Raw genomic sequence first — 24,990 nt, forward strand, 5'->3', positions numbered from 1 at the left:
GCGCGACCGCATGCTGGTGGGGTGGCCCGATGCGAAGAGCCATCCCCCTCGTCCTCCCCGTCCTCGCCGCCGTCCTGCTCGTGGCGGGCTGCGGATCCGAACGCGCCGGTGCACAGGGCGGCGCCGACGGCGGGGGAGAGGCGGGCGGCGGCAGCGCGTCCCCGCGGGGCCCCGTCTCCGATCCGGGCGTGGACGGTGTGCGGATCACCGGGGTGAGCGTTCCGTCCCCGGGCGCCGCGTCCGACGTCTCCGCGACCTACGAGATCGCCAACGACGGCACCGAGGCACTCACGTACACCATCCTGTTCGACTTCACGACGTCCACCGGTGAGGTCATGGCCAACACCCGGCAGACCGTTCGCGACGTCGAACCGGACCGCGGCGCGCGAGGGACCGTCGCGATGCCGCCGTCGACGGTGAGCGTCCACGACGTGACCCAGGTCAAGATCTCCCAGGTCACCAGCGTCCCCGTGGACGAGGCACCGGCCGAGCCGGGTGACTGCCCGGCGTCCGGGGTCCGGGTCACGGCCGACGAGGGCGACGCGGCCATGGGGCTGCGGGTCGTGGGGCTGTGGCTGGAGAACTGCGGAACCGGTGCCTACCGGATCGACGGCTACCCCCGCCTGAGTCTCCTCGACGACGAGCGTGAGCCGGTCGACGGCGTCCGGATCCTCCGGGGCAGCGGCGGCATCACCACCGCCGTGCCCGGCATCGACGACCCGCCCCGGCCCGTGACCCTGCGGCCCGGCGAGCGCGCGCGGGCCACTCTGGTGTGGCGCAACACCGTCGGGTCGGGCACCGCCGTCGACGTCCCGTACGTCAGGGTCCGGGCGAAGGCCGACGCCGCCCCGGTGATGGTGACCCCCCACCTGGACCTCGGGACCACCGGGAAGCTGGGGGTCGGCCCCTGGCGGGCGGAGCGGTGAGGGCCGGGAAACGAGGGCCGAGGGGGCCGGAAGTGAGGGGGGCGAGGAGCGGGAGCGCACGGCTCCCGGCCCCCTCGCCCCGTCGGCACCTCAGCCCGTGGCGAGCATGCTCTCCCGCAGGCGGGCCAGCAGCCGGGACAGCAGCCGGGAGATGTGCATCTGGGAGATGTCGAGGCGTCGGCCGATCTCCGCCTGGGTCAGTTCCTCGACGAACCGCAGGTGCAGGATCAGGCGGTCCCGGTCGCCGAGATCGGCGATCAGCGGGGCGAGTGCGTGGAAGTTCTCGACGAGTTCGAGGGCGGAGTCCTCCTCGCCGATGAACTCGGTGAGGGTCGCGTCGTGCTCGTCCGGGTCACCGCTGATGGCGGCGTCCAGGGAGGCGGAGGTGTAGCCGTTCGACGCGATCCGGGCCTCGATGACCTCCTCCTCCGTGAGGTTCATCAGGGTCGCCAGTTCGGACACCTTGGGGGCGCGGCCCAGACGCGTGCCGAGTTCCTCGGTGGCCTTGGCGAGTTCGGTGCGCGCCTCCTGAAGGCGGCGAGGCACGTGCACGGCCCAGGAGGTGTCGCGGAAGAACCGCTTGATCTCACCGACGATGTACGGCACCGCGAAGCTGGCGAACTGGACCTCACGGGAGATCTCGAACCGGTCGATGGCCTTGATCAGCCCGATCGTGCCGACCTGGACGATGTCCTCCATGTCCTGGCCGCTGCTGCGGTACCGGCCGGCCGCGAACCGCACCAGGGACATGTTCATCTCGATGAGGGTGTTGCGGGCGTACTGGTGTTCGCGCGTGCCCTCTTCAAGGGTGCTGAGCCGGTCGAAGAACAGCTTGGACAGTTCGCGAGCGTCCTTGGGCGCGATCTTCTGCGGGTCGGCGATCTGCGGCAGCTCCGTACCGGCGTCCGCCATCGTGTCGACGCGTGTTGTCGCGGTCACAGCCTCTCCCCTTACTGTCCCGGCCTGTCGTGCTCCCTGACGGGCGGCCCGTGGCGGGCTGTTACCCGGTCTGAACCGACTCATGCCCCTTGACCATGTCAAGCGTGACAACCGTCACTTCCGCGGTGCGTCCCGCCGCGCCCCGCCGACTCCGAGACATCTCTCACGGACAGCGCAACTCGCCCGCGCCAGGGGGTAACAGCGTTACGGGAGGGACGGTGGGCAGACGGCCGGGCGGGTGGACCGGGAGACCGGCGCCCGGGCAGACAGTTGCCGTTTGACAACTATAGCGGCGAGGCAAGAAAGTAGAGGTCGGACGTGTGCGGGGAAGGATCTGGAATGTTCCGGTGGTCGCAGGGCGCTCCGCGCGCTGATCACCGGCACCGGACGGCGGTTGACCCGACGCCGAGGCGTGTCACTCAGGCGGTCCGGCTCCCGGAGTCCTGGGTCTCCTCGTGTATCTGCGCCGCCGCCGCGTCGCAGAACGCCTCCAGCCCTCGCAGCAGCGCGGTCCGCTGGGCGACGGGCATCTGGTCGAGGACCGCCTGCACCTCGCGCTCCCGGCGCGCGCGCAGGTCCGCGAGGAAGTCGCGGCCCCGGCCGCTCAGGTGCAGGCGCACCTCGCGCCGGTCGGCCGGACTCACCACGCGCTCGACGAACCCCGCGGCCTGTAGGCGGTCGCACAGCCGGCTGGTCGAGGGCGGCGTGGAGGCGAGGCAGTCGGCCAGGGTGCGCAGGTTGATGCCGTCCTGGTGTTCCAGGATGAGCAGCACGCGCAGTTGGGACGCGGAGGCGGGTGCGGTCGAGGCCCGGCCCCACAGGACTTCCAGCAGCTCCGCGGCCGTGGAGGTCACACGGGCGACCTCGGCCGGCTGGGGGCGGGGGCGGAAGGAAGTCACAGTCACACTCTCGCAGGTGCGGGGATAGCCGTCAGCGTACTAGGCGCGCGGACCGGTCAGAGAGGGGCCGGTCGACCGGCCGGACGGTCTCGTCGCGTCGCGGAGGTCTGTGCGCGCCGCAGCAGAAGGATTGGTGTGTTTACCATCGTGAACAGATTTGTGGCCGCTGAGCGCGCTCTGCGCACGGCGGCACCCCACGAGTTGCTCGACGCGGTCCGTGGTGTGCTCATCGAGCGGTACGCGGCGGATTCCGTCGAGCTCTTCATGGCCGACTACAGCCTGTCCGTGCTGCAGCCGGTGTCCGTGCTGCCGCACACCCTGGAGCCGGTGTCGGTGCACAACAGCCCGGCCGGCCGCGCCTTCGGCGCCCAGGAGCCGTTCCTGGAGGACGCCCCGGACGGCTCGGTGCGCGTGCACCTGCCGGTCACCGTGCGGGGGGACCGGCTCGGCGTGCTGTCGGTGAGCCTGCACGGTGAGGAGCGCGTCCGGGACTGTCTGGCGGAGCTGGCGGAGATCGCCCAGGTGCTCGGCCATGAGGTGATCGTGGCCGAGCGGGACACGGACCTGTACCTCCAGGCGCGGCGCAAGGACCGGCTGACCCTGGCCGCGGAGATGCAGTGGCAGCTGCTGCCCGGCCGGTCCTGCGCGCGCCGGGAGTACGAACTCGGCGCGCAACTGGAGCCCGCGTACGCCATCTTCGGCGACAACTTCGACTGGTCGGCCACCGCGGACCGGCTGACGCTGTACGTCTCCAACGGCATGGGGGAGGGGATAGAGGCCTCCCTGCTGACGAACCTGGCCATCAACGCGTTGCGCAACGCACGACGGGCCGGTATTCCCATCGCCGACCAGGCGGCCCTGGCCGACCAGGCGGTCTACGCGCACTACCGGGGCCGCTGCTATCTGTCCGCGCTCATGTTCGACTTCGATCTCGCCACCGGGCGTGCCCAGGTGGTGGACGCCGGTTCCCCGCAGCTGCTGCGGCTGCGGGACGGCGTGGTGGACCGCGTCGCCTTCGAGGCCCAGCTGCCGCTGGGCATGTTCGAGGAGACCGACTACGTGGCGCAGGACTTCCAGGCCGAACCGGGTGACCGGCTGATCTTCGTCAGCGACGGCGTCTACGGGGTCGCCTCCCCGGGCGGCGAGGCGTACGGGGACGCCGCCCTGGCCCGAGCGATCATGGCGACCCGGCTGCTGCCCGCCGCCGAGGTACCCCGGGCCGTCCTGCGGGAACTGACGGGTCATCGCGGCCGGTTCCCGCCCGACGACGACGCCCTGATCGTCTGCCTGGACTGGCACGGGCGGTGACCGCGACGGCGGTCATCCTGGTCCGCCCAGGTTTTGACGATCAAGTGTTGTTTGCGCCATACGGCGGGCGCTAATGTTTGTCATGCGGCAACTAAGGGCTGACCGCCTGCCGCCTGGAGGCCACGCGGCCCTGTGCAGAGGGAGTCAAGCAGGTGTCGGAACACGACGCGGCCTCCGAGTCGGCGGCACTGCGGGTGGGCGCGTTCCTCGCCGGCCGCCGGGAGCAGATCGCCCAGCGGTGGGCCGACGCCGCCCTGTTCCGGACCGTGTTCACGGTCTCCCGGGACGAGGCGGTGGAGGCGGGCAAGGCCGTGGTGGACGCGCTGTCCGCGGTGGCCGCATCCGGCACGGTGGAGGACGTCACGGCGCCGGGTTTCGGGCCGGTGCGGGAACAGCTCGCGCGGATGGCGGCCGCCCGGGTCCGCGGCGGAGCGACTCCGGCTCTGATCGCCAACGAAGTGGCCGGCCTGCGCGGACCGGTGACCGGCCTGCTGCGGGCCGAGTTCCCGGATCCGTCCGACGCGCACGCCCAGGAGTGCGTGCTGTCCCTGACCGTGCTGCTGGGCACCCTGCGCCTGGTGATGATGGAGACGACGCTCAGCGCGGGCGAGGCACTGATCGAGCGGCAGCGCCAGCAGCTGCTCGAAGTGGCCACCCCGGTGATCAGCCTGTGGGAGGGCGTGGTCGCCGTGCCGCTGATCGGCACCCTCGACAGCGCCCGCAGCCAGGTCGTCATGGAGAACCTGCTGGACGCGATCGTCACCCGGCACGCCCGGTACGCCATCCTCGACATCACCGGCGTGCCCACCGTCGACTCCCTGGTCGCCCAGCACCTGATGAAGACCGTGGCCGCGGCCCGGCTGATGGGCGCCGAATGCATCGTCTCCGGCATCCGCCCCGCCATCGCGCTGACCATCGTCCAGCTCGGCATCGACCTGGGTACGGTGCCCACCCGGGCCGGCCTGGCCGACGCCCTGGCGTACGCGCTGGGCCGGCAGGGCGTCGAGATCTCTCCGGGGCCGGCCGCCCGCGCGGGCCTGCGGTGAACGGCCCGTCCCGCGACCACGCCACCCCCGTACCGGCCCCGACACCGGGCGACACCCCGCGCGCCACCTCGCACGACGGAACGGCCGGACGGCTCCCGCGGACCGCCCCCCGTCGTCCCGCGCCCAGTGGAGCACCCGGCACGCCGATCGACGCCACCGCCCCGGAGGCCGTCAACCCGTGGCGACGGTGGGGTGCCGCCGGGGTCGTCTCCGCCGTCGGTCGGGGACGGGTTGCCGCCGGGGTCGTCTCCGCCGTCGGCCCGGCGGGTGCGCGGGTGGTGTCGGACCGGCTGCGGGCCACCGCTGTGGTCGGCCTTGCCGGAACGGGGCGGGGGAGTGCTCGGCACCGGCCGTTCACCGTCCCGGGCGTGGGCGGTCGTGCGGGCACCGCCTGGCGGGATGCGTCCGCCACCGCCCGTGCCGCCGGGCCGTTCGCCGTCCGGACCGCGTCGGCCGCGGCCGCGCGGGAGGCCAGGTGACCCAGGCCTTCCGTCACGCGGTCGCGACGAGCCTGCCGATCGGCTCGGACGCGGACCTGGCCTGGGTACGCCAGCAGGTGCGGCAGGCCGCCGCCGAGCTCGGGTTCGGGCTGGTGCAGCAGACCAAGCTGGTCACGGCGGCCAGCGAACTGGCCCGCAACACCCTCGTCCACGGCGGGGGCGGACACGTGCGGATCACACCGCTGGACAGCGGACGGGACCGGGGGCTGCGGCTGTCGTTCACCGATTCCGGCCCCGGGATCCGCGACCTCGACCTGGCGTTGACCGACGGCTACACCTCCGGCGGCGGCCTGGGACTGGGCCTGAGCGGGGCCAGGCGGCTGGTGCAGGAGTTCGCCGTCGACAGCCGGCCCGGTGAGGGCACCACCGTCACCGTCGTCGCCTGGGTCTCCGGCACGCCTCCACCCCGGTCGGAGCCCGGGTGAGCCGGGTGTGGGACATCCCCGTGCACGACTCGTCCCGAGTCCGGGATGTCCGCGTGGCGGCCGAGTCGGCCGCCACGCACGCGGGACTGGACCGCCACCGCACCGCGGTCGCCGCGCTGGTGGCCACCGAGCTGGCGGCCAACCTCGCCAAGCACGCGGGCGGCGGCCGGATCGTGCTCAACCTGGTCGGGTGCGGGCACCTCGGCACCGACGCCCCCGGGCCGTCCCTCCAACTCGTCTCCCTCGACCACGGACCGGGCATCGCCGACGCCGCGGTGGCCCTGCGCGACGGCTACACCACCACCGCCGCCTCACCGGGCGCCGGACTGGGCACCTGCCTGCGCGTGTCCGACGCGTTCGACCTGTACAGCACCCCCGGGCGGGGCACGGTCGTGGTGGCCCGCTTCGACCACGTACCCCCCTCCGCTCGGGCGTCGCGGGAGTCCCGCCCGTCCGGCCGCGTGGGCGGCATCAACGTCTCCCTCGCCCGGGACGAGCACTCCGGGGACGCCTGGAGCTGGGCCCGTTCCGGCGCGCGTCTGACCCTGATGCTCGCCGACGGGCTGGGCCACGGCGTCAAGGCGGCGGCCGCCTCCACCGCCGCGGTGGAGGAACTGAGCCGCGCCGCCCACACCCCGCCCGACGAGATCCTGCGGCGCCTGGACGCCGCGCTGCGCCCGACCCGGGGCGCGGCCGTCGCGGTGGCCCAACTCGACGAGGACGCAGGGCAGCTCCACTTCGCCGGGATCGGCAACGTGGGCGCGCGACTGCGCACCGACGACGGCTGGCACTCCCTCGTCTCCCACCCCGGCATCGTCGGCGCGCACCACCTGGCCACCCGGCGCGTCCAGCTCCTGCCGTGGCGGCGGGACAGCCTGCTCATCCTGCACAGCGACGGGCTGCCCGGCCGCTGGCGGCCACCGGACGACACCCGGCTCCTCACCCGCGACCCGGCGGTGGTGGCGGCCGCCGTCCTGCGGGACGCCGGCCGCGACGGCCACCTCGTCCCCGACGACACCAGTGTGGCCGTACTGGCCCCCCGGCCGCCGGACCCCGGCGCATGACGGCGGCCCCGGAAGCCTGGGTGATCGGCTCACCCGCCGACGCGGCCCGCGTCCGGACCGTCGTGGCCCGTGTCACGGCGGACACCGACGTCCCCCTGGTCGAGCGCGTGCGCTTCCTGACCGCCCTCAGCGCCCGCCTTCGGCACTGCCTGGACCAGGGCGGCGTGTGGGAACTCCTGCTGAGCGCCCGGCAGGCAGCCGACGGGCACCGGGCCGGCCCGGGCGGCCAGGTGACGGTCGCCGTCCGCCGGGCCGGGCGCCCGCCGCCCGACGCGGTGTCGTGGCAGCTCACGCTGGCCTGCCCCGGCCCCGGCCGGCCCGTGGGCGCCCACCTGGCGGACGTGGACCACGGAGCACTCGCCGAAGCGCTGCTGGCCGCCGACGAGGACACCGCCTCGATCCTCACCAGGCTGGCGGAGCAGGACGAGTGGACCCGTCTGCACCGTGAGGAGCTGCACCAGACCAACCAGGGTGTGCTGGCGCTGCACGCCGACCTGGAGGCCGCCGCGCACGTCCAGCGCGAACTCCTCGACGCCGAACGGACCGCCCGTGCCGAGGCGGAGAACGCGCGCCGTCTGCTCACCTCGCTGGCGGACGCCGGTGCCGCGGTGACCTCGTCGCTGAACCAGGAGGACATCCTGAGCCGGGTGCCCGGGCTGCTCGTCCCGGAGTACGCCCGGCACGTCGACGTCTGGCTCTTCGACGACGAGAAGGTCCCGGGCAGCGGGCACCGGCCGGCCGCCGCGATCGCCGCCGCCCGCAGTGGCCGTCCCCAGCACGCGGCCGCCCACCCCGGCGGCCTGTCCGGCGTCGACGACCTGCCGCCCTCCGCCCTGGCCCCCGACCGGGCGCTGCTGTGCATCCCCCTCACCGTCCGCACCACCCTGGGAGTGCTCACGCTCACGGCTCCCGGCCCCCGGTTCGACCCGGACACCTGCGTCATGCTGGTCGAACTGGCCCGCCGCATCGGCATCGCCCTGGACAACGCCCGCCGCTACGAACAGCACCGGGACACCGCCGAGGCCCTCCAGCGCGCCCAGCTCACCGACCTGCCGCCCACCGAGGGCCTGCTGCTGGCCGCCCGCTACCTGCCCGCGACCCGCGGACTCAACATCGGCGGCGACTGGTACGACGCCTTCCGCCAGCCCGACGGGAGCCTGCTGGCCGTCATAGGGGACGTCACCGGACACGGGCTGCCCGCGGCCATCATGATGGGCCAACTGCGCACCGCGCTGCGCGCCTACGCCGTCGAGGGCGACAGCCCCGCCGAGCTCCTCACCCGGCTGCACCATCTCCTGCGGCACCAGCAGCCGGACCTGTACGCCACCGCCGTGATCGCCCGCTTCCGCCCCGGCGACCCCACCGTCGTCTGGGCCGCCGCCGGACACCCGCCGCCGGTGCTGCGGACGCCCGGCGGAGCGGTGCGCGTCCTGGACACCAAACCGGGCATCATGCTGGGTGTCCCGCTGCCGTACGTGTACCAGGACCACCGCGTCGAGCTGCCGGCCGGCTCGACGCTCGCCCTGTACACCGACGGGCTCGTCGAGCGCAGGGCCGAGGGCATCGACGACGGGATCCGGCGGCTCGCCCGGGCCCTCGCGGCGCTGAGCCCGACGGAGCTGGAGCGGGATCCGGAGGCGGCGGCCGAGTCACTGCTCAAGCCGCTGCTGGACAACTCCGAACGCGACGACGACGTCTGCCTGTTGCTCTGCCACACCACGTCGACGCCGTCGGCCCGCCCGGCACGGGGTGACCGGGTCCGGGTGCCGGGCGTCGACACCTCGCTCGCCGCGGCACGGGCGAATCGATCCGTCGCCCGCGCCGAACAGCACGGCGGGGGTCCCCGTCGCGGCGGCGGGGAGCGAACGAGGGCGGACGGCGCGGGTCTGTGACGGCCGCCGGACCGGCCGCCGGTGCGGCGGCAGGCGACGTTCGCGCGTCAGGGAGCGGTGTCCGGTGCGTGCTCCCGTCCTGCCGGCCGGGATGTCCTCGTACTGGACGTGCGTGGGCCACTGGACGGAGGCGGGTCTGCTGCCGGTGCGGCGAGCGGGGGCACCTCCCACGCTCTGGACGCCCTTGAGGCGGCGGGGGAGCGTGCCGGGCGTCGCGACGGGGCCGACGTCGCCTGTCGCGAACACCGGCACGGGCACGGGCATATGGGCAGAGACCGTCGCACCGGGCCGCGGCAGCATGGTGGCCTCCCCCGCGTCACCGGCAGTCGGGGTCCTCGGTCCGGGGCCGGGCGACGTCCCGCGTCGTGAGGAAGGCGGTCAGGCCACGGCTCAGCTCGGCCCGCTCGCCCGGAGCCATCGCCCCGAGCGCGGCGGCCAGCGCCTGGGCCCGCCGCCCGGCCACGTCGCTGAGCACATGCCGGCCGTGCGAGGTCAGCCCCAGCCGCAGCTCGCGGCGGTTGTGGGGGCGCGGCACGCGTTCCAGCAGTCCGGCCGCCTCCAGCCGGTCGCACAGCCGGCTGGCGGTGGGCAGTCCGATGTCCAGCCGTTCCGCCAGCGCCGTGAGATTCAGGTCCGACCTCGCCTCCAGCGCCCGCAACGCTCTCAACTGGTGCGGGGACAGCCGCAGGGCCGCTTCCTGCGCCGCGACGGTCCACAGGGTCGTCAGGCTCTCCACGGCATCGGCGATCCTTGCCGCTGTCGTGTCAGGGTCGTCGGCTGACTCTTTCGCCCGGTCGTCACCGGGACCGCCGAGATGAGTCACGAACGCGTCACTTTCAGTCAAAAAGGGGTGCTGCGCATGCCGAGTTCATTCAAACGCGGTACCCGAAGCGCCGTCGAGCACACCGGTGTCCCGGAACCGCCCCCTGGCTGCCTCGGCTCCCTCCCCGCGGCGCGGCGTCAGATCGCCAGGACCGCGCGCACCCGCTTGCCGCCCCCGCTGACCGGGACCACGTCGAGACGCTGGGCCAGGCACCGGACCATGGCCAGGCCCCGCCCGCTCTCGCCCCCGTCGGTCAACGGCCGCACACGCGGCGGTACCGGACTGTCGTCGTAGACCTCGACGGTCACCCGCTCGGCGGACACCTGTAGACGCAGCCGGCAGGCGCTGCGGCCGTGCCGGGTGGCGTTGGTGACGAGTTCGGACACGATGAGTGCGGCGTCGTCGATCTGCTCCGCGTCCACCCGCGCCATCCGGTGACGGGGCCGGGAGAGGAACGCGGACGTCAGCTTCCGGGCCCGTCCGGCCGACGCGGCCTCGTCGGGCAGCAGGTACTCCACTCGTACGGAACGCCGATGGGTACGCCGATGCGTACGCATGGCGGATCACTTCCCCTCCTGGGACTCCCGGCCTCCCCGCGGTCCGACCGCCTGCCGGGGCCGTGGCACGTCGTGCCCGGCCGGTCCTGCCCACTCCTGATGCCCGGTGCCGGTGATCGGCAACCCCGAAGGTGAGGGTGTGGTGCACATGGGTCAGCCGGAGCATCGCCGCCGACGGACCGGGTAGCGGAAGGAAACCCCACCGCAGGGAGGAGGCGCATCTCATGACACCGCCCCAGGACGTCGTCGAGCTGATCCTCGATGATCACCGCACGATGGAAGACCTGCTCCGCCTGATGCGCAGCGTCGAAGCCGATCGCCGGGCCGCGCTGCACGAGTTCGCCGACCTGATGATCGCGCACGGCGAGGCCGAGGAGAGCACGGTGCATCCCGTGCTCCTGCCCTTCGAGGGCGCCGAGACCGTCGAACACGTGGAGGAGTCGCACCGGGAGGCCGCCAAGGTCCTCCTCGCCCTCCTCAAGGTGGCCGAGGTCGGCTCCGTCGAATGGGACTGGCGGCTCAAGCAGTTGGCCGCGGTCACCGCCAAGCACACCGACGAGGAGGAACGCACCCTCGTCAACCGGGTGTGCGAAAGCCTCAGCAGGCACAGCCGGGCCGAGCTGGCGGCGGACTTCGTACGGGCACGCGCCGATCTGCTCACAGCGCGCTGCGGCAGCGTCGACAACGTGCACCGCCTGGTGTTCGCCGACGCGTACGCGTGAGTCCCCCCGCCGCGACGCGTGCCGCGGCGTCACCGGCACGGAGGTGGCGGCGGCCTCCCGTCACCGCCGGGCGTCCGGTGCCCGACGGCCGCCCCGCTCCGTGGGACGCCGCACCCGAATGGGCGCGTGTGCCGTGTGTTCCGGCGGGCAGCGGCGCCGGATGAGATCCCTCAGCGGCCTTGAACGCGCCATGGAGCACTGGATCGACGCCGTCTGGAAGGCGCTGGTCCCGCCCGCCGGCCGGCAGACCGAGGTGGTGGGCACACTCCGCCGTGAGTGCGACGACCGCGCCCTGATCCTGGACCGCCGGCGCACCCTGGTCCCGAACGCCTTCGTCATCGAACTCCCCCCGGCCTCCCACGACCGGCTGACCGAGGACAGCGCGCGGGTGGCGGGACACCTCGCGGCGGAGGTCCGCCGCCATGCCGCGGAGCAGGGCTACACCTTCGCCGGCCCGGTGACGGTCCGCCTGGCCCAGGCCGACGACGCGGGCGTCGGCCGCTTCCGCGTGCGCAGCCGCGTGGTGCCCCTGCGGGGGTAGCGGCGTGGTGCCCCTGCGGGAGTGGCGGCGTGGTGCCCCTGCGGGAGTGGCGGCGACGGTGCCCCGCGTCCGCGGATCCGGCCCGGCGGCGGCGACGGTGTCACCCACGATCAGCACATCGCCCTTGTGCGGGACACCGATGCCGGGATCCACCGGGACCCCGGTGGCGCCGGTCAGCCGGCCGCGGCGACCGGGCGGGCCGGCGCGGCCGGACGAGCAGGGACTGACGAGTGCTGTCGCTGACGTACATGGCCGCGTCCGATCCGGAGCGGGTGGCCGGTGTTGGGCGCAGGTCGCGGCGTTGGCCGCGTTGCGGGAACCGGTGCCGCGGCCCGGCGACGCGCCCGGACTCCTCCGCGGCCGGCCTGCCGGGCCGCCGGTTTCCTGGGTGCGCCGCGCCCGGGCAGCCCCTGCACACATCCCGCCCCCGCCCGTGAAAGGGCACCCGTGCCCCGGCTCCCGGGCGCCCCGCTCCCCGGGAGCCGGAGCGGCTCAGCCCATGCTCTTCGCGCCGTCCAGGGACTCGCGGATGATGTCGGCGTGGCCGGCGTGCTGAGCGGTCTCGGCGATGACGTGGAGCAGTACCCGGCGGGCCGACCACCGGCTGTCGGCCTCGAACCAGGGAGCCTTCGGCAGCGGCTGGGTGGCGTCCAGGTCGGGCAGGGCGGCGACCAGTTCGTCGGTCCGGCGGGCGGTCTCGGTGTAGTCGGCCAGCACACCGGCCAGTGTCTCGCCGGGCAGCATCCGGAACTCGTCGTTCCGTCGGGTCCAGTCGGCCTCGGTCATCTGGGTGAAGTCACCCATCGCCGACGGGCCGTCCACGATGAACTCCATCCAGGCCCGCTCGACCGAGGAGACGTGCTTGACGAGACCGCCCAGACACAGCTCGCTGGCGGTGGTCCGCAGCCCGGCCTGCTCGTCGGTGAGGTCACGGGTGGTGAAGCGGAGGAAGTGCCGGTGCTTGGCCAGCATCGCCAGCAGATCGGCGCGCTCGCCGGTGACGGCCGGGGCGCCGGCCAGGTCCTGGACAGCCTGCTCTTGAGTGGTCACGGTGTCTGCCTTCTGTCGTTCCGCTCGGTCGGTCGACAGACACACTAGGAGCCATATAGGTCAGATCCTGACCTCAATGCGGGACGCGTCCGCAGCCGGGAAAATCCCTGCCTGCGGGGGCGGAGGGCGAGGTACGTTGTGCGGGCGCGCTGAAGAACGACGAACGCTCCCGTGGCCGACCGACCGCAGCGCGGCGTCGGCCGCAAGGAGGGCCCAAGCCGTGACCACCCCAGCGCGCTCATCCCTCGCGGGGCCGCACCGTGACGCACGAGGCGACGACAGCCCCCGGCTCAGAAGGTATTCCGAGGTGTCACCACAGTGTTCCTGACGATCAGTACCACCGGCACGCCCGAACGCCCCGCCACCGACCTCGGTTACCTGCTGCACAAGCATCCCGAGAAGGCGCAGACGTTCTCCACGTCCTACGGCACCGCGCACGTCCTCTACCCCGAGGCGGACGCCGAGCGCTGCACGGCGGCGCTGCTGCTGGAGGTCGACGCGGTGGCACTGGTCCGGCGCGGCAAGGGCAAGGGCCGCGGCGGCGCACCGGACGCCGCGCTGGCGCAGTACGTCAACGACCGCCCGTACGCGGCGTCCTCGCTGCTCGCCGTCGCGCTGAGCGGCGTGTTCTCCAGCGCGATGCGGGGCGTGTGCGGCGCCCGCCCCGAACTCCCGCGGCGGACAAGGCCGTTGCGTATCGAGGTGCCCGCGGTGCCGGCGCGCGGCGGCCCGGATCTCGTACGACGGCTCTTCGAGCCGCTCGGCTGGACGGTGACCGCCGAACCGGTGCCCCTGGACAGCGAGTTCCCGCAGTGGGGCGACTCCCGGTACGTACGGCTCGTCCTGGAGTCCGCCCGGCTCACCCTCGCCGAAGCCCTGCGCCACCTGTACGTCCTGCTCCCCGTCCTCGACGACGCCAAGCACTACTGGGTGTCCTCCGACGAGGTCGACAAGCTGCTGCGGGCCGGTGAGGGCTGGCTGCCGGACCACCCCGAGCAGCACCTGATCACCAACCGCTATCTGTCCCGGCGCTGGTCGCTGACGCGTGAGGCGCGCGAGCGGCTGGAGCTGGTGCGGCTGGCCGAGGCCGACGACACCGAGGTCGAGGAGATCGACAACGCGGTCGCGGCGGAGACCGAGGCCGAGGAGAAGCCGACCCCGCTCGCCGTCCGGCGCCGGGACGCGATCGTCGCCGCGCTCAAGGACTCCGGCGCCGCCCGGGTGCTCGACCTCGGCTGCGGGCAGGGCCAGTTGGTGCAGGAACTGCTCAAGGACCCGCGGTTCACCGAGATCGTCGGCGTCGACGTGTCGGTGCGGGCCCTCACCATCGCCTCCCGGCGGCTGAAGCTGGACCGCATGGGGGAGCGGCAGGCCTCCCGGGTCCAGCTCGTCCAGGGCTCGCTGGCCTACACCGACAAGCGGCTCAAGGGCTACGACGCCGCCGTGCTCAGCGAGGTGATCGAGCACCTCGACCTGCCCCGGCTGCCCGCCCTCGAATACGCGGTGTTCGGCGCCGCCCGTCCCCGCACGGTCCTCGTCACGACCCCGAACGTCGAGTACAACGTCCGCTGGGAGAGCCTGCCGGCCGGCCATGTCCGGCACGGCGACCACCGCTTCGAGTGGACGCGTGAGGAGTTCCGCGCCTGGGCCGCCGCGGTGGCCGGGCGGCACGGCTACACCGTGGAGTTCGTCCCCGTGGGGCCGGACGACCCCGAGGTCGGGCCGCCGACCCAGATGGCCGTCTTCTCCCTGAGCCCGGCCGCACAGCAGACCCCGCACGAGAAGGAGGCGAAGACGGCATGACCGACACGTACAAGGGGCGGATCCTGCCCGTCACCGACCTCTCCCTGGTCGTGCTCGTCGGCGCCTCCGGCTCGGGCAAGTCGACCTTCGCCCGGCGGCACTTCAAGCCCACCGAGGTGATCTCCTTGGACTTCTGCCGGGGTCTGGTCTCCGACGACGAGAACGACCAGAGCGCGACCAAGGACGCCTTCGACCTCCTGCACTACATCGCGGGCAAGCGCCTGGCGGCCGGCCGCCGTACCGTCGTGGACGCCACCAGCGTGCAGCCGGACGCCCGGCGGCAGCTGATCGACCTGGCCAGGCAGTACGACGTCCTGCCCATCGCCATCGTGCTCGACGTGCCCGAGGAGGTGTGCGCCCAGCGCAACGCGGGCCGCACCGACCGGGCCGACATGCCGCGCCGGGTCATCCAGCGCCACACCCGCGAACTCCGCCGCTCCCTGCGGCACCTGGAGCGCGAGGGCTTCCGCAAGGTGCACGTCCTGCGCGGGGTCGAGGACATCGACACCGCGGCGGTCGTCACCGAGAAGCGCTACAACGACCTGACCCACCTCACCGGACCCTTCGACATCATCGGCGACATCCACGGCTGCTCCGCCGAACTGGAGTCGCTGCTCGGCACGTTGGGCTACGTCGACGGCACGCACCCGGACGGCCGTACCGCCGTCTTCGTCGGCGACCTCGTCGACCGCGGCCCGGACAGCCCGGGCGTGCTGCGCCGCGTGATGTCGATGGTCGCCTCGGGCGACGCCCTGTGCGTCCCCGGCAACCACGAGAACAAGTACGGCCGCCACCTCCGGGGCCGCAAGGTCCAGCACACCCACGGACTGGCCGAGACCATCGAGCAGATGGAGGGCGAGAGCGAGGAGTTCCGCGCGCGGGTACGGGAGTTCATCGACGGGCTGGTCAGCCACTACGCCCTCGACGGCGGCCGTCTGGTGGTCTGCCACGCCGGTCTGCCGGAGAAGTACCACGGCCGCACCTCCGGCCGGGTCCGCTCGCACGCGCTGTACGGCGACACCACCGGCGAGACCGACGAGTTCGGGCTGCCGGTGCGCTACCCGTGGGCGGAGGACTACCGGGGCCGGGCGGCCGTTGTGTACGGCCACACGCCCGTCCCCGAGGCCACCTGGCTCAACAACACCATCTGCCTGGACACCGGTGCCGTCTTCGGCGGCAAGCTCACCGCGCTGCGCTGGCCCGAGCGCGAGCTGGTCGACGTACCGGCGGAGCGGGTCTGGTACGAGCCGACGAAGCCGCTGCGCAGCGAGGCGCCGGGCGGGCACGACGGGCGCCCGCTCGACCTCGCCGACGTGCACGGCCGCCGGGTCGTGGAGACCCGCCACCAGGGCCGGGTCGCCGTCCGCGAGGAGAACGCGGCCGCCGCCCTGGAGGTCATGAGCCGTTTCGCGGTGGACCCGCGGCTGCTGCCGTACCTTCCGCCGACCATGGCTCCGACGGCCACCTCGCACGTCGAGGGCTACCTGGAGCATCCGGCCGAGGCGTTCGCGCAGTACAGGGAGGACGGGGTCGCGCGGGTCGTGTGCGAGGAGAAGCACATGGGATCGCGGGCGGTGGCCCTGGTGTGCCGGGACGCGGAGGCGGCGCGCAGGCGCTTCGGCGTGGACGGGCCGACGGGCTCGCTCTACACCCGCACCGGGCGACCCTTCTTCGACGACGAGTCGGTCACCGAGGAGATCCTCGACCGTCTGCGCACGGCGATCGGCGGGACCGGCCTGTGGGCCGAACTCGACACGGACTGGCTGCTGCTGGACGCCGAGCTGATGCCGTGGTCGCTGAAGGCGGCCGGCCTGCTGCGGTCGCAGTACGCGGCCGTCGGCGCCGCCTCCGGGGCGGTCCTGCCGAGCGCGCTGGCCGCCCTCCGGGGCGCGGCGGCACGCGGGGTGGACGTCTCGGACCTGCTGGCCCGCCAGCGCGAACGGGCCGAGGCGGCCTCGGCGTTCACGGACGCCTACCGGCGCTACTGCTGGCCGACGGACGGGCTGGACGGCGTACGCCTGGCCCCGTTCCAGATCCTGGCCGTCCAGGGCCGCAGCCTGGCCGCCCTGCCGCACGACGAGCAGCTCGCGCTCCTCGACCGGCTGGTGGAGCACGACGCGACCGGTCTGCTGCGGACGACACGTCGGCTCTACGTCGACACCGCCGACCCCGAGTCGGTGCGGGCGGGCGTCGACTGGTGGCTGGAGATGACCGGACTGGGCGGCGAGGGCATGGTCGTCAAGCCGGTCGGCGCGATGGTGCGCTCGGAGCCGCCCCGCTCCGGCGAGGCCCACGGTGACGCCCGCGGCGAGGCCGGGCCGGGCCGTCTGGTGCAGCCCGGCATCAAGTGCCGCGGCCGCGAGTACCTGCGGATCATCTACGGCCCGGAGTACACCCGCCCGGAGAACCTCGCCCGCCTGCGGGGCAGGTACCTCAACCACAAGCGCTCGCTCGCGATACGCGAGTACGCCCTCGGCCTGGAGGCCCTCGACCGGCTGGCCGAGGGGGAGCCGCTGTGGCGCGTGCACGAGGCGGTGTTCGGTGTGCTGGCGCTGGAGTCGGAGCCGGTGGACCCGCGGCTGTAGCGCGGCCGGGGGCCCGGCGAGGAGCGGTTTTCGGCCGAGTCGTCCAACTGGGGCGCGCTCGGCCGGACTTCGCGCCGCCCGGTCTCCCTGGTCCCTGGTGAACCGTCAGGTGCCGTGCTAGCTTCGCAGGTCCGTCAGGCAGGCGTACCGGCTCATGGGGGACAGTCGGTGGAGACAGGCGCGGGGTTGGGCAGGCCCACCGACGATACCGTGCGCCCGCGGGGACTCGAGCTCATGGTCGACCTGACCGACGGCCTGTGCGAGCTGAGCTGTACGGAGGACGCCCCGGCGCGCATCCAGTTCGCCGCGCTCCTGGCCGATCAGCTCGGGCGGCCGGTCGACCTGCGCGGAGTCCGCCAGCGCGAGGACGTGGCCGCCCTGGTGCGCGCCGCACTGAACGTGGCGGGCGGGGAGCACGTACTCGTCGGCGTGGTCCGGATCCTCGAGGGAATTCCGGCGGGCGACGAACTCGACCGGCTCATCAGCCCGGCCCCGGCCGCCGTCCCCGACACGCCGTGGGGCCCGCCCGGCCCGCTCAGCCGCGACGACGAGAACAGCGCCCGCGCCGTCCTGGCCAAGGGCGAACTGCCCGCGAGCCGGCTGCGGGACGACCTCGTCACGGAGCTCAACGGCCTGGACCTGCCGCTCGGTCTGGCCCCGGACCAGCTCTTCGCGCACGTCCTGGAATGGAACACACAGCCCGACGGCCTGCCGCCCGCCGTCCTCCTCATGGACCGCGCGGCCCGGCTCGCCGCCACCCCCGCCCACCGCGCCGCCCTGGCCGGCTGGGCCGACGACTGGGCCGCCCGCGCCGGCCTGACCGCGGAACTGGAGCACCGCAGGACCGCGCGCGCCCGCCTGGCGAGCGACCCCGACATCCCGCGCTGTCTGATCGTCGCCGTCGAACCGGCCCGGGACGGCAGCGGCGAGATCGTCGTTCGTCCCTGGCTCAACACCGTCCCGGGCCACTGGAACCCCCAGCCCGGCGAACCGTCCACCACCACCCTGGAGGACCTCGGCACCGCCGTGGAACAGGCGCTGGGGCAGGGCGCCCGGCTCTGGTCCCTGCCGCACGAGCCGGGCCCGGGCGGACGCCTGCGGTCGCTGCCGTGCATCGAGTTCGTCCTGCCCTACGACCTCCTCAACCACGACGTGGCCGGGCTGACGTACCGGATCGGTGACGGGCGGGCGCTGCCCATCGGGCTCAAGCACGGGGTGCATCTGCGGAGCCTGGAGCGCATGCGCAGCGACGACACCCTCGTCCGGGAGCAGTGGCGGGAGCGTTGGCGCACCCTGCGGGAGCACGGGGTCACGGTGCACGGCTGGAGTGAACCGGACGGTGGGCGGCTCGACGCTTGGCAGGCCACCCTCGCCGGGGAGAACAGACATACGGCCGTGGTGCTGGACGCTCCCGACGACCACCTCGCCCTGGAGGCGCTCAAGGCCGCCATCGCGGAGGGGATCGGACTCGCGGTCTGGGACCGCAGAGGCGTTTTCGACGAGGAACGCAGGGAGGTGGTGACCGCCGTGTTCGCCGCTGTGCCGATGCCCGTGCAGATCCCGCTGGCCATCCACCGCCTGCGCCGGAACGCCGAGTTGCACACCCACGGGCCGAGCCGGTTCCTGGGCCGCCACATCGGCTTCTTCTGGGACGACCCCACCCGACTCGTTGACATCGACCCCGGCGACCTCGCCGGCGAGGAGGCACCGGCATGAGCGCGCAGGAGCAGACGTCCCCGAACGGCTGGCGCGTCTTCCACGCCACGGGCCACGCCCCGGCCGTCCCGCCCCGGCTGCCGGAGCCCCCGCCCTGGCGCCGGTTCCGCGGCGGCCCCGCCCAGCCCGCCCCGCCGGACGACCCCGAGGCCGCGGAACGGCGGCTGGGCCCGCGGGAGATCACCCCCCTGCTCGGTCAGGACGAGATCGACGCGGTCAACGCGGCCCTGCTGCTGCGCCGGCCGCTGCTGGTCACCGGCCCGCCCGGGGTCGGAAAGTCCACCCTGGCCTACCTGATCTCCCGAGAACTGGGCCTGGGACGGGTCCTGGAGTGGAACATCGTCAGCCGGACGTCACTGCGGGACGGCCTGTACGTGCACGACAACATGGGCCGCGCCCAGGCCATCGCCGCCTGGCAGGCCGGCCTGCGCGCCGCGGCGGCGGACGTCAACCCGGATCCCGAGTCAAGGGAGCGTCAACTTCCGCCCGCGCTCGGTGACTTCATCACCCTGGGCCCCCTCGGCACCGCCCTGCTGCCCTACGATCGTCCCCGGGTGCTTCTCGTCGACGAGCTCGACAAGAGCGACATCGACCTGCCGAACGACCTCTTGCACGTCCTGGAGAACGGAAGCTATGACGTTCCGGAACTGGTGCGCGACGCCGCGGACACCGCGAGCGTCCACACCAGCGACCCCGGAGGCCGCGTCGACGTGGACAACGGGCGTGTCGAGTGCCGGGAGTTCCCGGTCGTGGTGATCACCAGCAACGGGGAACGGGAGTTTCCCGCCGCCTTCCGCCGGCGCTGCCTGCCGTTGGAGATGCGCACACCCACCCGGGAACAGCTCGTGGCCATGGTGGAGGGACACCTCGGCACCCGCCCGGCTGGCACGGACGACCTGGTGGACCTGTTCGTCCAACAGGTCCAGGCCGGCGGTACACACTCACTGGACCAGCTACTCAACGCTGTCCAGATGACTACCGCGGGTGGTTTCCAGGCGCATGGTGACGGGCGTAAGCTCGTGGAAATGCTGCTCCGCGACCTCGCGAAGGGCCGCTGAATGACCGGCTTTCCCAGGGAGCGCGCGTCCGGGCTCGGCGACGGAGGTCCCGTATCGGGGTCGTCGCCTCCTTCGGCGTTCCCCGAGACCGTCGAGCACGCGCGCGAACCCGGAGCGCGGCTCCCCACCGGTCCGGAACGGACCGTCCCGGACGGCACCGGCCCGTCCACCCGGGAACACGCCGCACCGCGCTGGCAGGAGATCGGCGACGCGGTGTGGCTCGCCGCGTACTGGTCCCGCCACGGTGGCCCGGACACCGCCGCCCGCCCGCCCGGCCCCGCCTCCGGCCACCCGCCCCCCGCCCGGCCCGCCGCGGACGTACGGCTCCCCGGCCCGGCCCCGGCCGAGGTCGGCGAGCAGACCCCCGCGTCCCCGCCCGTCGCCGAGCCCGTGAGCGCCACGCGGTGGCCCGCCGCGGGCCTCGTGCCCGACGACCTCCCCGATGTGCTGTCCCCGCGGCCGGCCGCCCCGGCGCGGCCGGGCGGTGCCGCCGACGCCCCCGCCGTTTCGGCCAGGCTCTTACCTCATCCGGAGGGCCCCTACGAACTGCGCGTCGGACGCCCGCTGCTGCCCGCCGACAGCCCCTCCCCGCACGGCCCCGGCCGGGCCACGGCCCTGCTCGCACGCGCCCTGCACCGGCTGGCCCGGCGCATCCCCTCCCGGGACACCCTCGAACTCGACGAGGAGACCACCGCCGAGCAGGGAGTCGTGGACGGCATGTGGCTGCCCTTCCTCCGCCCGGCCCGGACCTGCGCCTTCGATCTGGTGCTGCTGGTCGACGACGCCCCCACCATGCGGATCTGGGAGGACGCCGTCGCCCGGCTCGCCGAGGCCGCCGAACACAGCGGCGCCTTCCGGAGCGTGCGCAGCGTCCGCGTCGACGTGCCGCGCACCGGCGTCGCGACCCTGCGCCGGCCCCCCGGCCGGGCCACCGCCGACCCCGCCGAACTCCTCGACGGACGCGGCGGCCGGGTCTTCCTCGTCGTCACCGACGGGCTCGCCCACGGCTGGGCCGCGTCCGCCGCCGACGACCTGCTCGGCCGGCTCGCCCACGCCGGCCCCACCGCCCTCGTCCACCTGCTGCCGCCGCACCTGCGCCACCGCTCCTCCCTCTACCCGTACCCGGCGGTGCTGGAGGCCGGCGGCTTCGGCACCCCGAACCACGGCCTCGCCCACTGGGCCCCGCCCGGCGGCCCCGACCCGCTGCGCCCGCTGCCCGCCGCCGGCGACGGAGCCGTCCCGGTGCCGGTCCTGTCGCTGAAGGCCGGTTCCATCGCCGCCTGGGCCGACCTGGTGACCGGGGAGCGCGGAGTACGCCGCTCCCTGCCCGTCGTCCTGGCCGGCACCCTCACCAAAGGCGCCCCCGCGCCCGGTCTGCGCGCCCCGCGCTTCCCGCGCGCCGCCACCACCGCCGTACGCCGGTTCTTCCGCCTGGCCACCCCCGCCGCGCGTCGGCTCGCCACCCAACTGGCCGCCGTGCCGTTCGAGTTCGACCTCATGGAGCAGCTGCGCCGGCACACCATGCCGGAGACCGGTCCGGACCATCTCGCCGAGATCCTGATGGGCGGGCTGATCGACTGGGACAGCGGCGGCGAGGGCCGTCCGGAGTTCGCCGACGGGGTCCGCGAGGCACTGCTCGCCACCACCACCCGCAACCAACTCGCCCGCACCGTCGACGTGGTGGGCGAGCTGCCCGCCGCCGGGGAGCGGGGCGTCGCCCTGCGGGCGGCCCTGCGGGACCCGATGGGCGCGCGGTTGCCCGACCCCGCGGAACACGGCTGGGCCCGCAGCGAACTCGCGGTGATGCGCGCGCTGTCGGGGCCGTACTCCGAGCGCGCCAAGCGCATCGAACCCGCCCTCTCCGGGCTCGCGTCCGGTAGGGCCGAACGGGTGGGCGCCGGTTTGCAGGCCGGTACACCCACTGAGGTGAACCCGTCGGGCGATGAGGGATCGCCCGGTGGAAAGGGCAGTGATCCAGCGTCGAGGATTTCCGACATACCTGGAGAATCAGTGCCGAGTCCGGTAATCGACGCGACCCCACCCAATGCCTCGGAGGACGAGCAGCTCATGACGAGCACCACGACCACCACGCCCGCCATCATGGTGAACGTTCCGCTCAGGAACACCTCGTTCGTCGGCCGGCAGGCGCTGCTGAGGGCCGTGGAGGAGCAGCTCGGCGCCCAGGACACGGCGGCGGTACTGCCGCACGCGCTGCACGGACTGGGCGGCGTCGGGAAGTCCCAGCTGGCGCTCGAGTACATCTACACGCACCAGCAGGACTACAAGGTGATCTGCTGGATCCCCGCCGAGCGGGAGAGCCTCATCCTCGCCGCGCTCAGTACCCTCGCGGCCCAGCTGGGCGTCGCCCCGGCGAGCCAGGAGAGCGTGGGCACCCCGACCGCCAACACGGCCGTGCCCGCCGTCCTGGAGGCACTGCGCAGCGGGGCGCCGTACGACCGCTGGCTGCTCGTCTTCGACAACGCCGAGGACATCGACGTGGCGCGCAGGTACTTCCCGCCCAACGGCCCGGGGAAGGTCATCGTCACCTCCCGCAACCGGGCCTGGGAGCGGGTGGCCACTCCGCTGCCGGTGAACGTCTTCGAGCGCGAGGAGTCCGTCGAACTGCTCCAGAAGCGCTCGCCCGACCTGTCGGCCGAGGACGCCGAGCGGCTCGCCGAGGCCCTGGGTGACCTGCCGCTCGCGGTGGAGCAGGCGGGCGCGTGGCGCGCCGTCACCGGCATGCTGGTGCAGGAGTACCTCGACCTCCTGCAACAGCGCAGCCTGGAGATCCTGGAACTCGACACCCCGCCCGACTACCCGACCTCGGTGGCGGCGGCGTGGGACATCTCGCTGACCCGGATCGCGGAGAGCAACCCGGGGGCCCGGCAGCTCCTCGACATCTGCGCGAGCATGGCCCCCGAGCCCATTCCCCGGTCCGTGCTGCGCGGCAGCCGCGGCGTCAGCATCACACCCGACGTCGACCCGCTGCTGCGCGAGTCGATCAAACTGAACCGGGCCATCCGCGACCTCAGCCAGTTCTCCCTGGTCAAGGTCGACCCGCGGGCCGACACCCTCCAGATGCACCGCCTGCTGCAAACCGTGCTGCTGGCCAAGCTGGGGGCCGAGGAGCGCGAGAGCATGCGGGGCGCCGCCCACCAGTTGCTGTCGGCGGCCAAACCCGGCAGTTACTCCTCGTCGCTGGAATGGCGCTCCTACCAGGAGCTGCTGCCGCACGTCCTCGCCTCGCAGGCGGTCACCAGCACCGACGACTGGGTGCGCGAACTGGTCTACGACACGGTGCTGTTCCTCTACTACTGGGGTGACCACACAGGCGCCGCGCACCTGGGCCGTCAGGCCTGGCACGCCTGGATGGAGACCTCCGGCGAGGACGACATCTACGTCATCCGCATGTCGAAGAGGTTCGCCTTCCTGCTGCGCCAGATCGGTCAGGTCACCGACTCCATCCCGCTCACCGAGAAGGCGCTGGAGGTGTCCCGGCGCATCCAGGTCGAGGCCGAGGAGATGGTCGACTCCCTGTGCGAGACGGCGGACGCCCGCCGCTATCAGGGCCGCTTCGAGGAGGCCCGCGACCTGGGACAGGAGGCGACGGACCTGGCCCGGCCCCAGTTCGGGCTGGAGGACCCCACCACCCTGCGCGCCGTCCACAGCCTGGGCGTCGACCTGCGGCTGTGCGGCCAGTACCGGGACGCCCTGGAGCTGGACCAGGAGACCGCCCGACTGCGCGACCAGATGTTCGGCCCGGCCAACTTCCTGACCCTCAACTCCCTCAACGCCCTCTCCATCGACATGCGCGAGAGCGGCGACTACCCCCGCGCCCGCGACTTCCAGGAGGACGCCCACCGCCGGTCCCGGTCCGCGCTCGGCGAGGAACACCCGCTCACCCTGCGGATCGCCCGCGACCTCGCCGTGTGCCGACGCCGTGACGGGGCCCTGGCAGAGGCGATCAAGCTCTCGGAGGAGACGCTGCGGCGCTTCAGCGCACGCTACGGGCCGGACCACTTCGACGCCGTGTCCACGGCGCTCAACTACTCCGTGGACCTGCGCCTCGCCGGGGACCTGGAGAACGCCCGCAAGCAGGGCGAGGACGCCGCCGAGCGCTACGCCGTGCGCCTGGGCGACAACCACGCCTACACCCTGCTGGCCAAGGCCAATCTCGCCGCCACGCTGCGGGCCCTGGACGTGCTCGACGACGCCCAGGAACGGGAGGACGCGGCCGCCCGGCAGCTGGCCGAGACGATCGGCCCCCGGCACGTCACCACGCTGACCGTCGCCATCGGCCGGGCCAACACGGCTTACGCGCGCCTGGACTTCGCGCGGGCGCACCAGATCGACGAGGCGAACCTGCCGCTGCTGGCCGAGGTCGCGGGAGAGGACCACCCGCTGACCCTGTCCTGCACCGCGAACCTCGCGTTGGACCTGCGCGGCCTGGGCCGGGGACCGGAGGCGGACGAACTCCAGCGCAAGGCGGTGGAGGGCTTCACCCGCGTGGTCCGCGTCGACCACCCGTGGCTTCTCGCGGCCAGGCAGCGCCGACGCATCGAGTGCGACATGGCCCCGATGCCGCTGTAGCCGTCCCGCGGCGCGGGACCGAGACCGGGTGTGCCGTACGGCGGTGGCTTGGTGTGCCGCGTCGGGGTGTGCCGTGGGGCGGTGGGTCGGTGTGCCGCGTCGATGTGTGTCCGTGGGGCCGATGTCCGGGTGTGCCGCGCGTCCGGGTGTGCCGCGCGTCCGGGCGTGCCCGTAGGGCCGGCGGCCGGACGAGTCGCGTGATGCCGCCGCGGTGCGGGCCGGGACGGCTGTCGTCCCGGCGGGCGGCACGGATGCGTCCCGGCGGGGCAGCGCGGTCGGCGACCCGGTGAAGCCTCCGTCGGACGGCTCCGGGGGCGGCACGGCTGCCGTGGCGGGGGCCGCACGGTCGGTTTGGGTGGGGGTATCGCGGTCGGGGCGGCGCGGCGAGGTTTTCGTCGGGCTGTTGCCGTCCCCGAGGACGGCAGGGCTGCCGTCCGGGCGGGGCAGCACGGTCGGCGTTCCGGCGAAGCCCTGCGGCGAGGTCGCCCGGCGGGGCGGGGCGGAGTCTCGGCCGGGCCTGCCGACGTCTTGGCGTCGGTGTCCCGA

19 protein-coding genes are annotated in these 24,990 nt (G+C 73.7%); 14 read left to right on the forward strand and 5 right to left on the reverse strand.

What is annotated here, in order from left to right:
• The first annotated feature begins 29 nt into the window (after positions 1 to 29).
• On the forward strand, positions 30 to 926 hold the full coding sequence (locus tag QQS16_RS30385; RefSeq protein ID WP_286065240.1) for a DUF4232 domain-containing protein: 897 nt from the start codon (positions 30 to 32) through the stop codon (positions 924 to 926).
• A gap of 90 nt (positions 927 to 1,016) precedes the next feature.
• Here QQS16_RS30385 and QQS16_RS30390 read toward each other — a convergent pair whose 3' ends face one another.
• Both QQS16_RS30390 and QQS16_RS30395 read right to left on the reverse strand, forming a co-directional pair.
• The gene (locus QQS16_RS30390) at positions 1,017 to 1,865 is read right to left on the reverse strand and encodes a SigB/SigF/SigG family RNA polymerase sigma factor (protein ID WP_502963861.1); all 849 of its coding nucleotides are present in this window, start codon (positions 1,863 to 1,865) and stop codon (positions 1,017 to 1,019) included.
• 419 nt (positions 1,866 to 2,284) lie between these two features.
• On the reverse strand, positions 2,285 to 2,770 hold the full coding sequence (locus tag QQS16_RS30395; protein WP_286065241.1) for a MarR family winged helix-turn-helix transcriptional regulator: 486 nt from the start codon (positions 2,768 to 2,770) through the stop codon (positions 2,285 to 2,287).
• 141 nt (positions 2,771 to 2,911) lie between these two features.
• Between QQS16_RS30395 and QQS16_RS30400 the strand changes: the two genes are divergently transcribed.
• The 6 genes from QQS16_RS30400 (at position 2,912) to QQS16_RS30425 (ending at position 8,999) form a co-directional block, all read left to right on the forward strand.
• Positions 2,912 to 4,072 (forward strand): PP2C family protein-serine/threonine phosphatase, encoded by a 1,161-nt coding sequence (locus QQS16_RS30400; protein ID WP_286065242.1) that lies wholly within the window; start codon positions 2,912 to 2,914, stop codon positions 4,070 to 4,072.
• A gap of 152 nt (positions 4,073 to 4,224) precedes the next feature.
• Complete coding sequence (locus tag QQS16_RS30405; RefSeq protein WP_286065243.1) at positions 4,225 to 5,118, forward strand: STAS domain-containing protein; 894 nt, start codon at positions 4,225 to 4,227, stop codon at positions 5,116 to 5,118.
• Entirely contained in the window at positions 5,115 to 5,597 is a 483-nt protein-coding gene (locus tag QQS16_RS30410; RefSeq protein ID WP_286065244.1) for a hypothetical protein, read from the forward strand. The genes QQS16_RS30405 and QQS16_RS30410 overlap by 4 nt, the downstream gene beginning before the upstream one ends.
• Positions 5,594 to 6,043 carry an anti-sigma regulatory factor gene (locus QQS16_RS30415; protein WP_286065245.1) on the forward strand — a complete coding sequence of 150 codons (450 nt, stop codon included), beginning with the start codon at positions 5,594 to 5,596 and terminating at the stop codon, positions 6,041 to 6,043. Before QQS16_RS30410 ends, QQS16_RS30415 begins: the two co-directional genes overlap by 4 nt.
• On the forward strand, positions 6,040 to 7,107 hold the full coding sequence (locus QQS16_RS30420) for an ATP-binding SpoIIE family protein phosphatase (RefSeq protein WP_286065246.1): 1,068 nt from the start codon (positions 6,040 to 6,042) through the stop codon (positions 7,105 to 7,107). Before QQS16_RS30415 ends, QQS16_RS30420 begins: the two co-directional genes overlap by 4 nt.
• Positions 7,104 to 8,999, forward strand: a complete 1,896-nt coding sequence (locus tag QQS16_RS30425) for a PP2C family protein-serine/threonine phosphatase (RefSeq protein WP_286065247.1) — start codon at positions 7,104 to 7,106, stop codon at positions 8,997 to 8,999. The genes QQS16_RS30420 and QQS16_RS30425 overlap by 4 nt, the downstream gene beginning before the upstream one ends.
• Before the next feature lie 316 nt (positions 9,000 to 9,315).
• Here QQS16_RS30425 and QQS16_RS30430 read toward each other — a convergent pair whose 3' ends face one another.
• Together QQS16_RS30430 and QQS16_RS30435 are read right to left on the reverse strand one after the other, a co-directional pair.
• Positions 9,316 to 9,822 carry a MarR family winged helix-turn-helix transcriptional regulator gene (locus QQS16_RS30430; protein WP_286065248.1) on the reverse strand — a complete coding sequence of 169 codons (507 nt, stop codon included), beginning with the start codon at positions 9,820 to 9,822 and terminating at the stop codon, positions 9,316 to 9,318.
• Positions 9,823 to 9,959: 137 nt separating this feature from the next.
• The gene (locus tag QQS16_RS30435) at positions 9,960 to 10,379 is read right to left on the reverse strand and encodes an ATP-binding protein (protein ID WP_286065249.1); all 420 of its coding nucleotides are present in this window, start codon (positions 10,377 to 10,379) and stop codon (positions 9,960 to 9,962) included.
• Between the two features lie 224 nt (positions 10,380 to 10,603).
• On the opposite strand from QQS16_RS30435, the gene QQS16_RS30440 reads away from it, so the two are divergent.
• Positions 10,604 to 11,101, forward strand: a complete 498-nt coding sequence (locus QQS16_RS30440; RefSeq protein WP_286065250.1) for a hemerythrin domain-containing protein — start codon at positions 10,604 to 10,606, stop codon at positions 11,099 to 11,101.
• Between the two features lie 160 nt (positions 11,102 to 11,261).
• On the forward strand, positions 11,262 to 11,642 hold the full coding sequence (locus QQS16_RS30445; RefSeq protein WP_286065251.1) for a DUF3662 domain-containing protein: 381 nt from the start codon (positions 11,262 to 11,264) through the stop codon (positions 11,640 to 11,642).
• A gap of 492 nt (positions 11,643 to 12,134) precedes the next feature.
• Here QQS16_RS30445 and QQS16_RS30450 read toward each other — a convergent pair whose 3' ends face one another.
• Entirely contained in the window at positions 12,135 to 12,614 is a 480-nt protein-coding gene (locus QQS16_RS30450) for a DinB family protein (RefSeq protein ID WP_286066506.1), read from the reverse strand.
• Positions 12,615 to 13,010: 396 nt separating this feature from the next.
• Here QQS16_RS30450 and QQS16_RS30455 point away from each other — a divergent pair, with 396 nt between their 5' ends.
• The 5 genes from QQS16_RS30455 to fxsT all read left to right on the forward strand — a co-directional run bounded on the left by QQS16_RS30455 (position 13,011) and on the right by fxsT (position 24,444).
• Positions 13,011 to 14,495, forward strand: a complete 1,485-nt coding sequence (locus QQS16_RS30455; RefSeq protein WP_286065252.1) for a 3' terminal RNA ribose 2'-O-methyltransferase Hen1 — start codon at positions 13,011 to 13,013, stop codon at positions 14,493 to 14,495.
• A complete protein-coding gene (locus QQS16_RS30460) occupies positions 14,492 to 17,080 on the forward strand; it encodes a polynucleotide kinase-phosphatase (protein ID WP_286065253.1) in 2,589 nt (862 codons plus the stop codon). Before QQS16_RS30455 ends, QQS16_RS30460 begins: the two co-directional genes overlap by 4 nt.
• 234 nt (positions 17,081 to 17,314) lie before the next feature.
• On the forward strand, positions 17,315 to 18,796 hold the full coding sequence (locus QQS16_RS30465; protein WP_286065254.1) for a VMAP-C domain-containing protein: 1,482 nt from the start codon (positions 17,315 to 17,317) through the stop codon (positions 18,794 to 18,796).
• Positions 18,793 to 19,854 carry an AAA family ATPase gene (locus QQS16_RS30470; RefSeq protein ID WP_286065256.1) on the forward strand — a complete coding sequence of 354 codons (1,062 nt, stop codon included), beginning with the start codon at positions 18,793 to 18,795 and terminating at the stop codon, positions 19,852 to 19,854. Before QQS16_RS30465 ends, QQS16_RS30470 begins: the two co-directional genes overlap by 4 nt.
• On the forward strand, positions 19,855 to 24,444 hold the full coding sequence (gene fxsT / locus QQS16_RS30475) for an FxSxx-COOH system tetratricopeptide repeat protein (protein ID WP_286065257.1): 4,590 nt from the start codon (positions 19,855 to 19,857) through the stop codon (positions 24,442 to 24,444). It abuts the gene before it with no gap.
• Positions 24,445 to 24,990 lie beyond the last annotated feature (546 nt).

Source organism: Streptomyces sp. ALI-76-A (assembly GCF_030287445.1).
Classification (GTDB): Bacteria; Actinomycetota; Actinomycetes; order Streptomycetales; family Streptomycetaceae; genus Streptomyces.

What these genes read in the sequence shown, in the direction of transcription:
- QQS16_RS30440 (WP_286065250.1), top strand. Translation starts at nt 10,604, where the DNA reads ATGACACCGCCCCAGGACGTCGTCGAGCTGATCCTCGATGATCACCGC.
- QQS16_RS30470 (WP_286065256.1), top strand. Translation starts at nt 18,793, where the DNA reads ATGAGCGCGCAGGAGCAGACGTCCCCGAACGGCTGGCGCGTCTTCCAC.
- QQS16_RS30450 (WP_286066506.1), bottom strand. Translation starts at nt 12,614, where the DNA reads ATGCTGGCCAAGCACCGGCACTTCCTCCGCTTCACCACCCGTGACCTC.
- QQS16_RS30445 (WP_286065251.1), top strand. Translation starts at nt 11,262, where the DNA reads ATGAGATCCCTCAGCGGCCTTGAACGCGCCATGGAGCACTGGATCGAC.
- QQS16_RS30425 (WP_286065247.1), top strand. Translation starts at nt 7,104, where the DNA reads ATGACGGCGGCCCCGGAAGCCTGGGTGATCGGCTCACCCGCCGACGCG.
- QQS16_RS30385 (WP_286065240.1), top strand. Translation starts at nt 30, where the DNA reads ATGCGAAGAGCCATCCCCCTCGTCCTCCCCGTCCTCGCCGCCGTCCTG.
- QQS16_RS30465 (WP_286065254.1), top strand. Translation starts at nt 17,315, where the DNA reads ATGGTCGACCTGACCGACGGCCTGTGCGAGCTGAGCTGTACGGAGGAC.
- QQS16_RS30460 (WP_286065253.1), top strand. Translation starts at nt 14,492, where the DNA reads ATGACCGACACGTACAAGGGGCGGATCCTGCCCGTCACCGACCTCTCC.
- QQS16_RS30435 (WP_286065249.1), bottom strand. Translation starts at nt 10,379, where the DNA reads ATGCGTACGCATCGGCGTACCCATCGGCGTTCCGTACGAGTGGAGTAC.
- fxsT (WP_286065257.1), top strand. Translation starts at nt 19,855, where the DNA reads ATGACCGGCTTTCCCAGGGAGCGCGCGTCCGGGCTCGGCGACGGAGGT.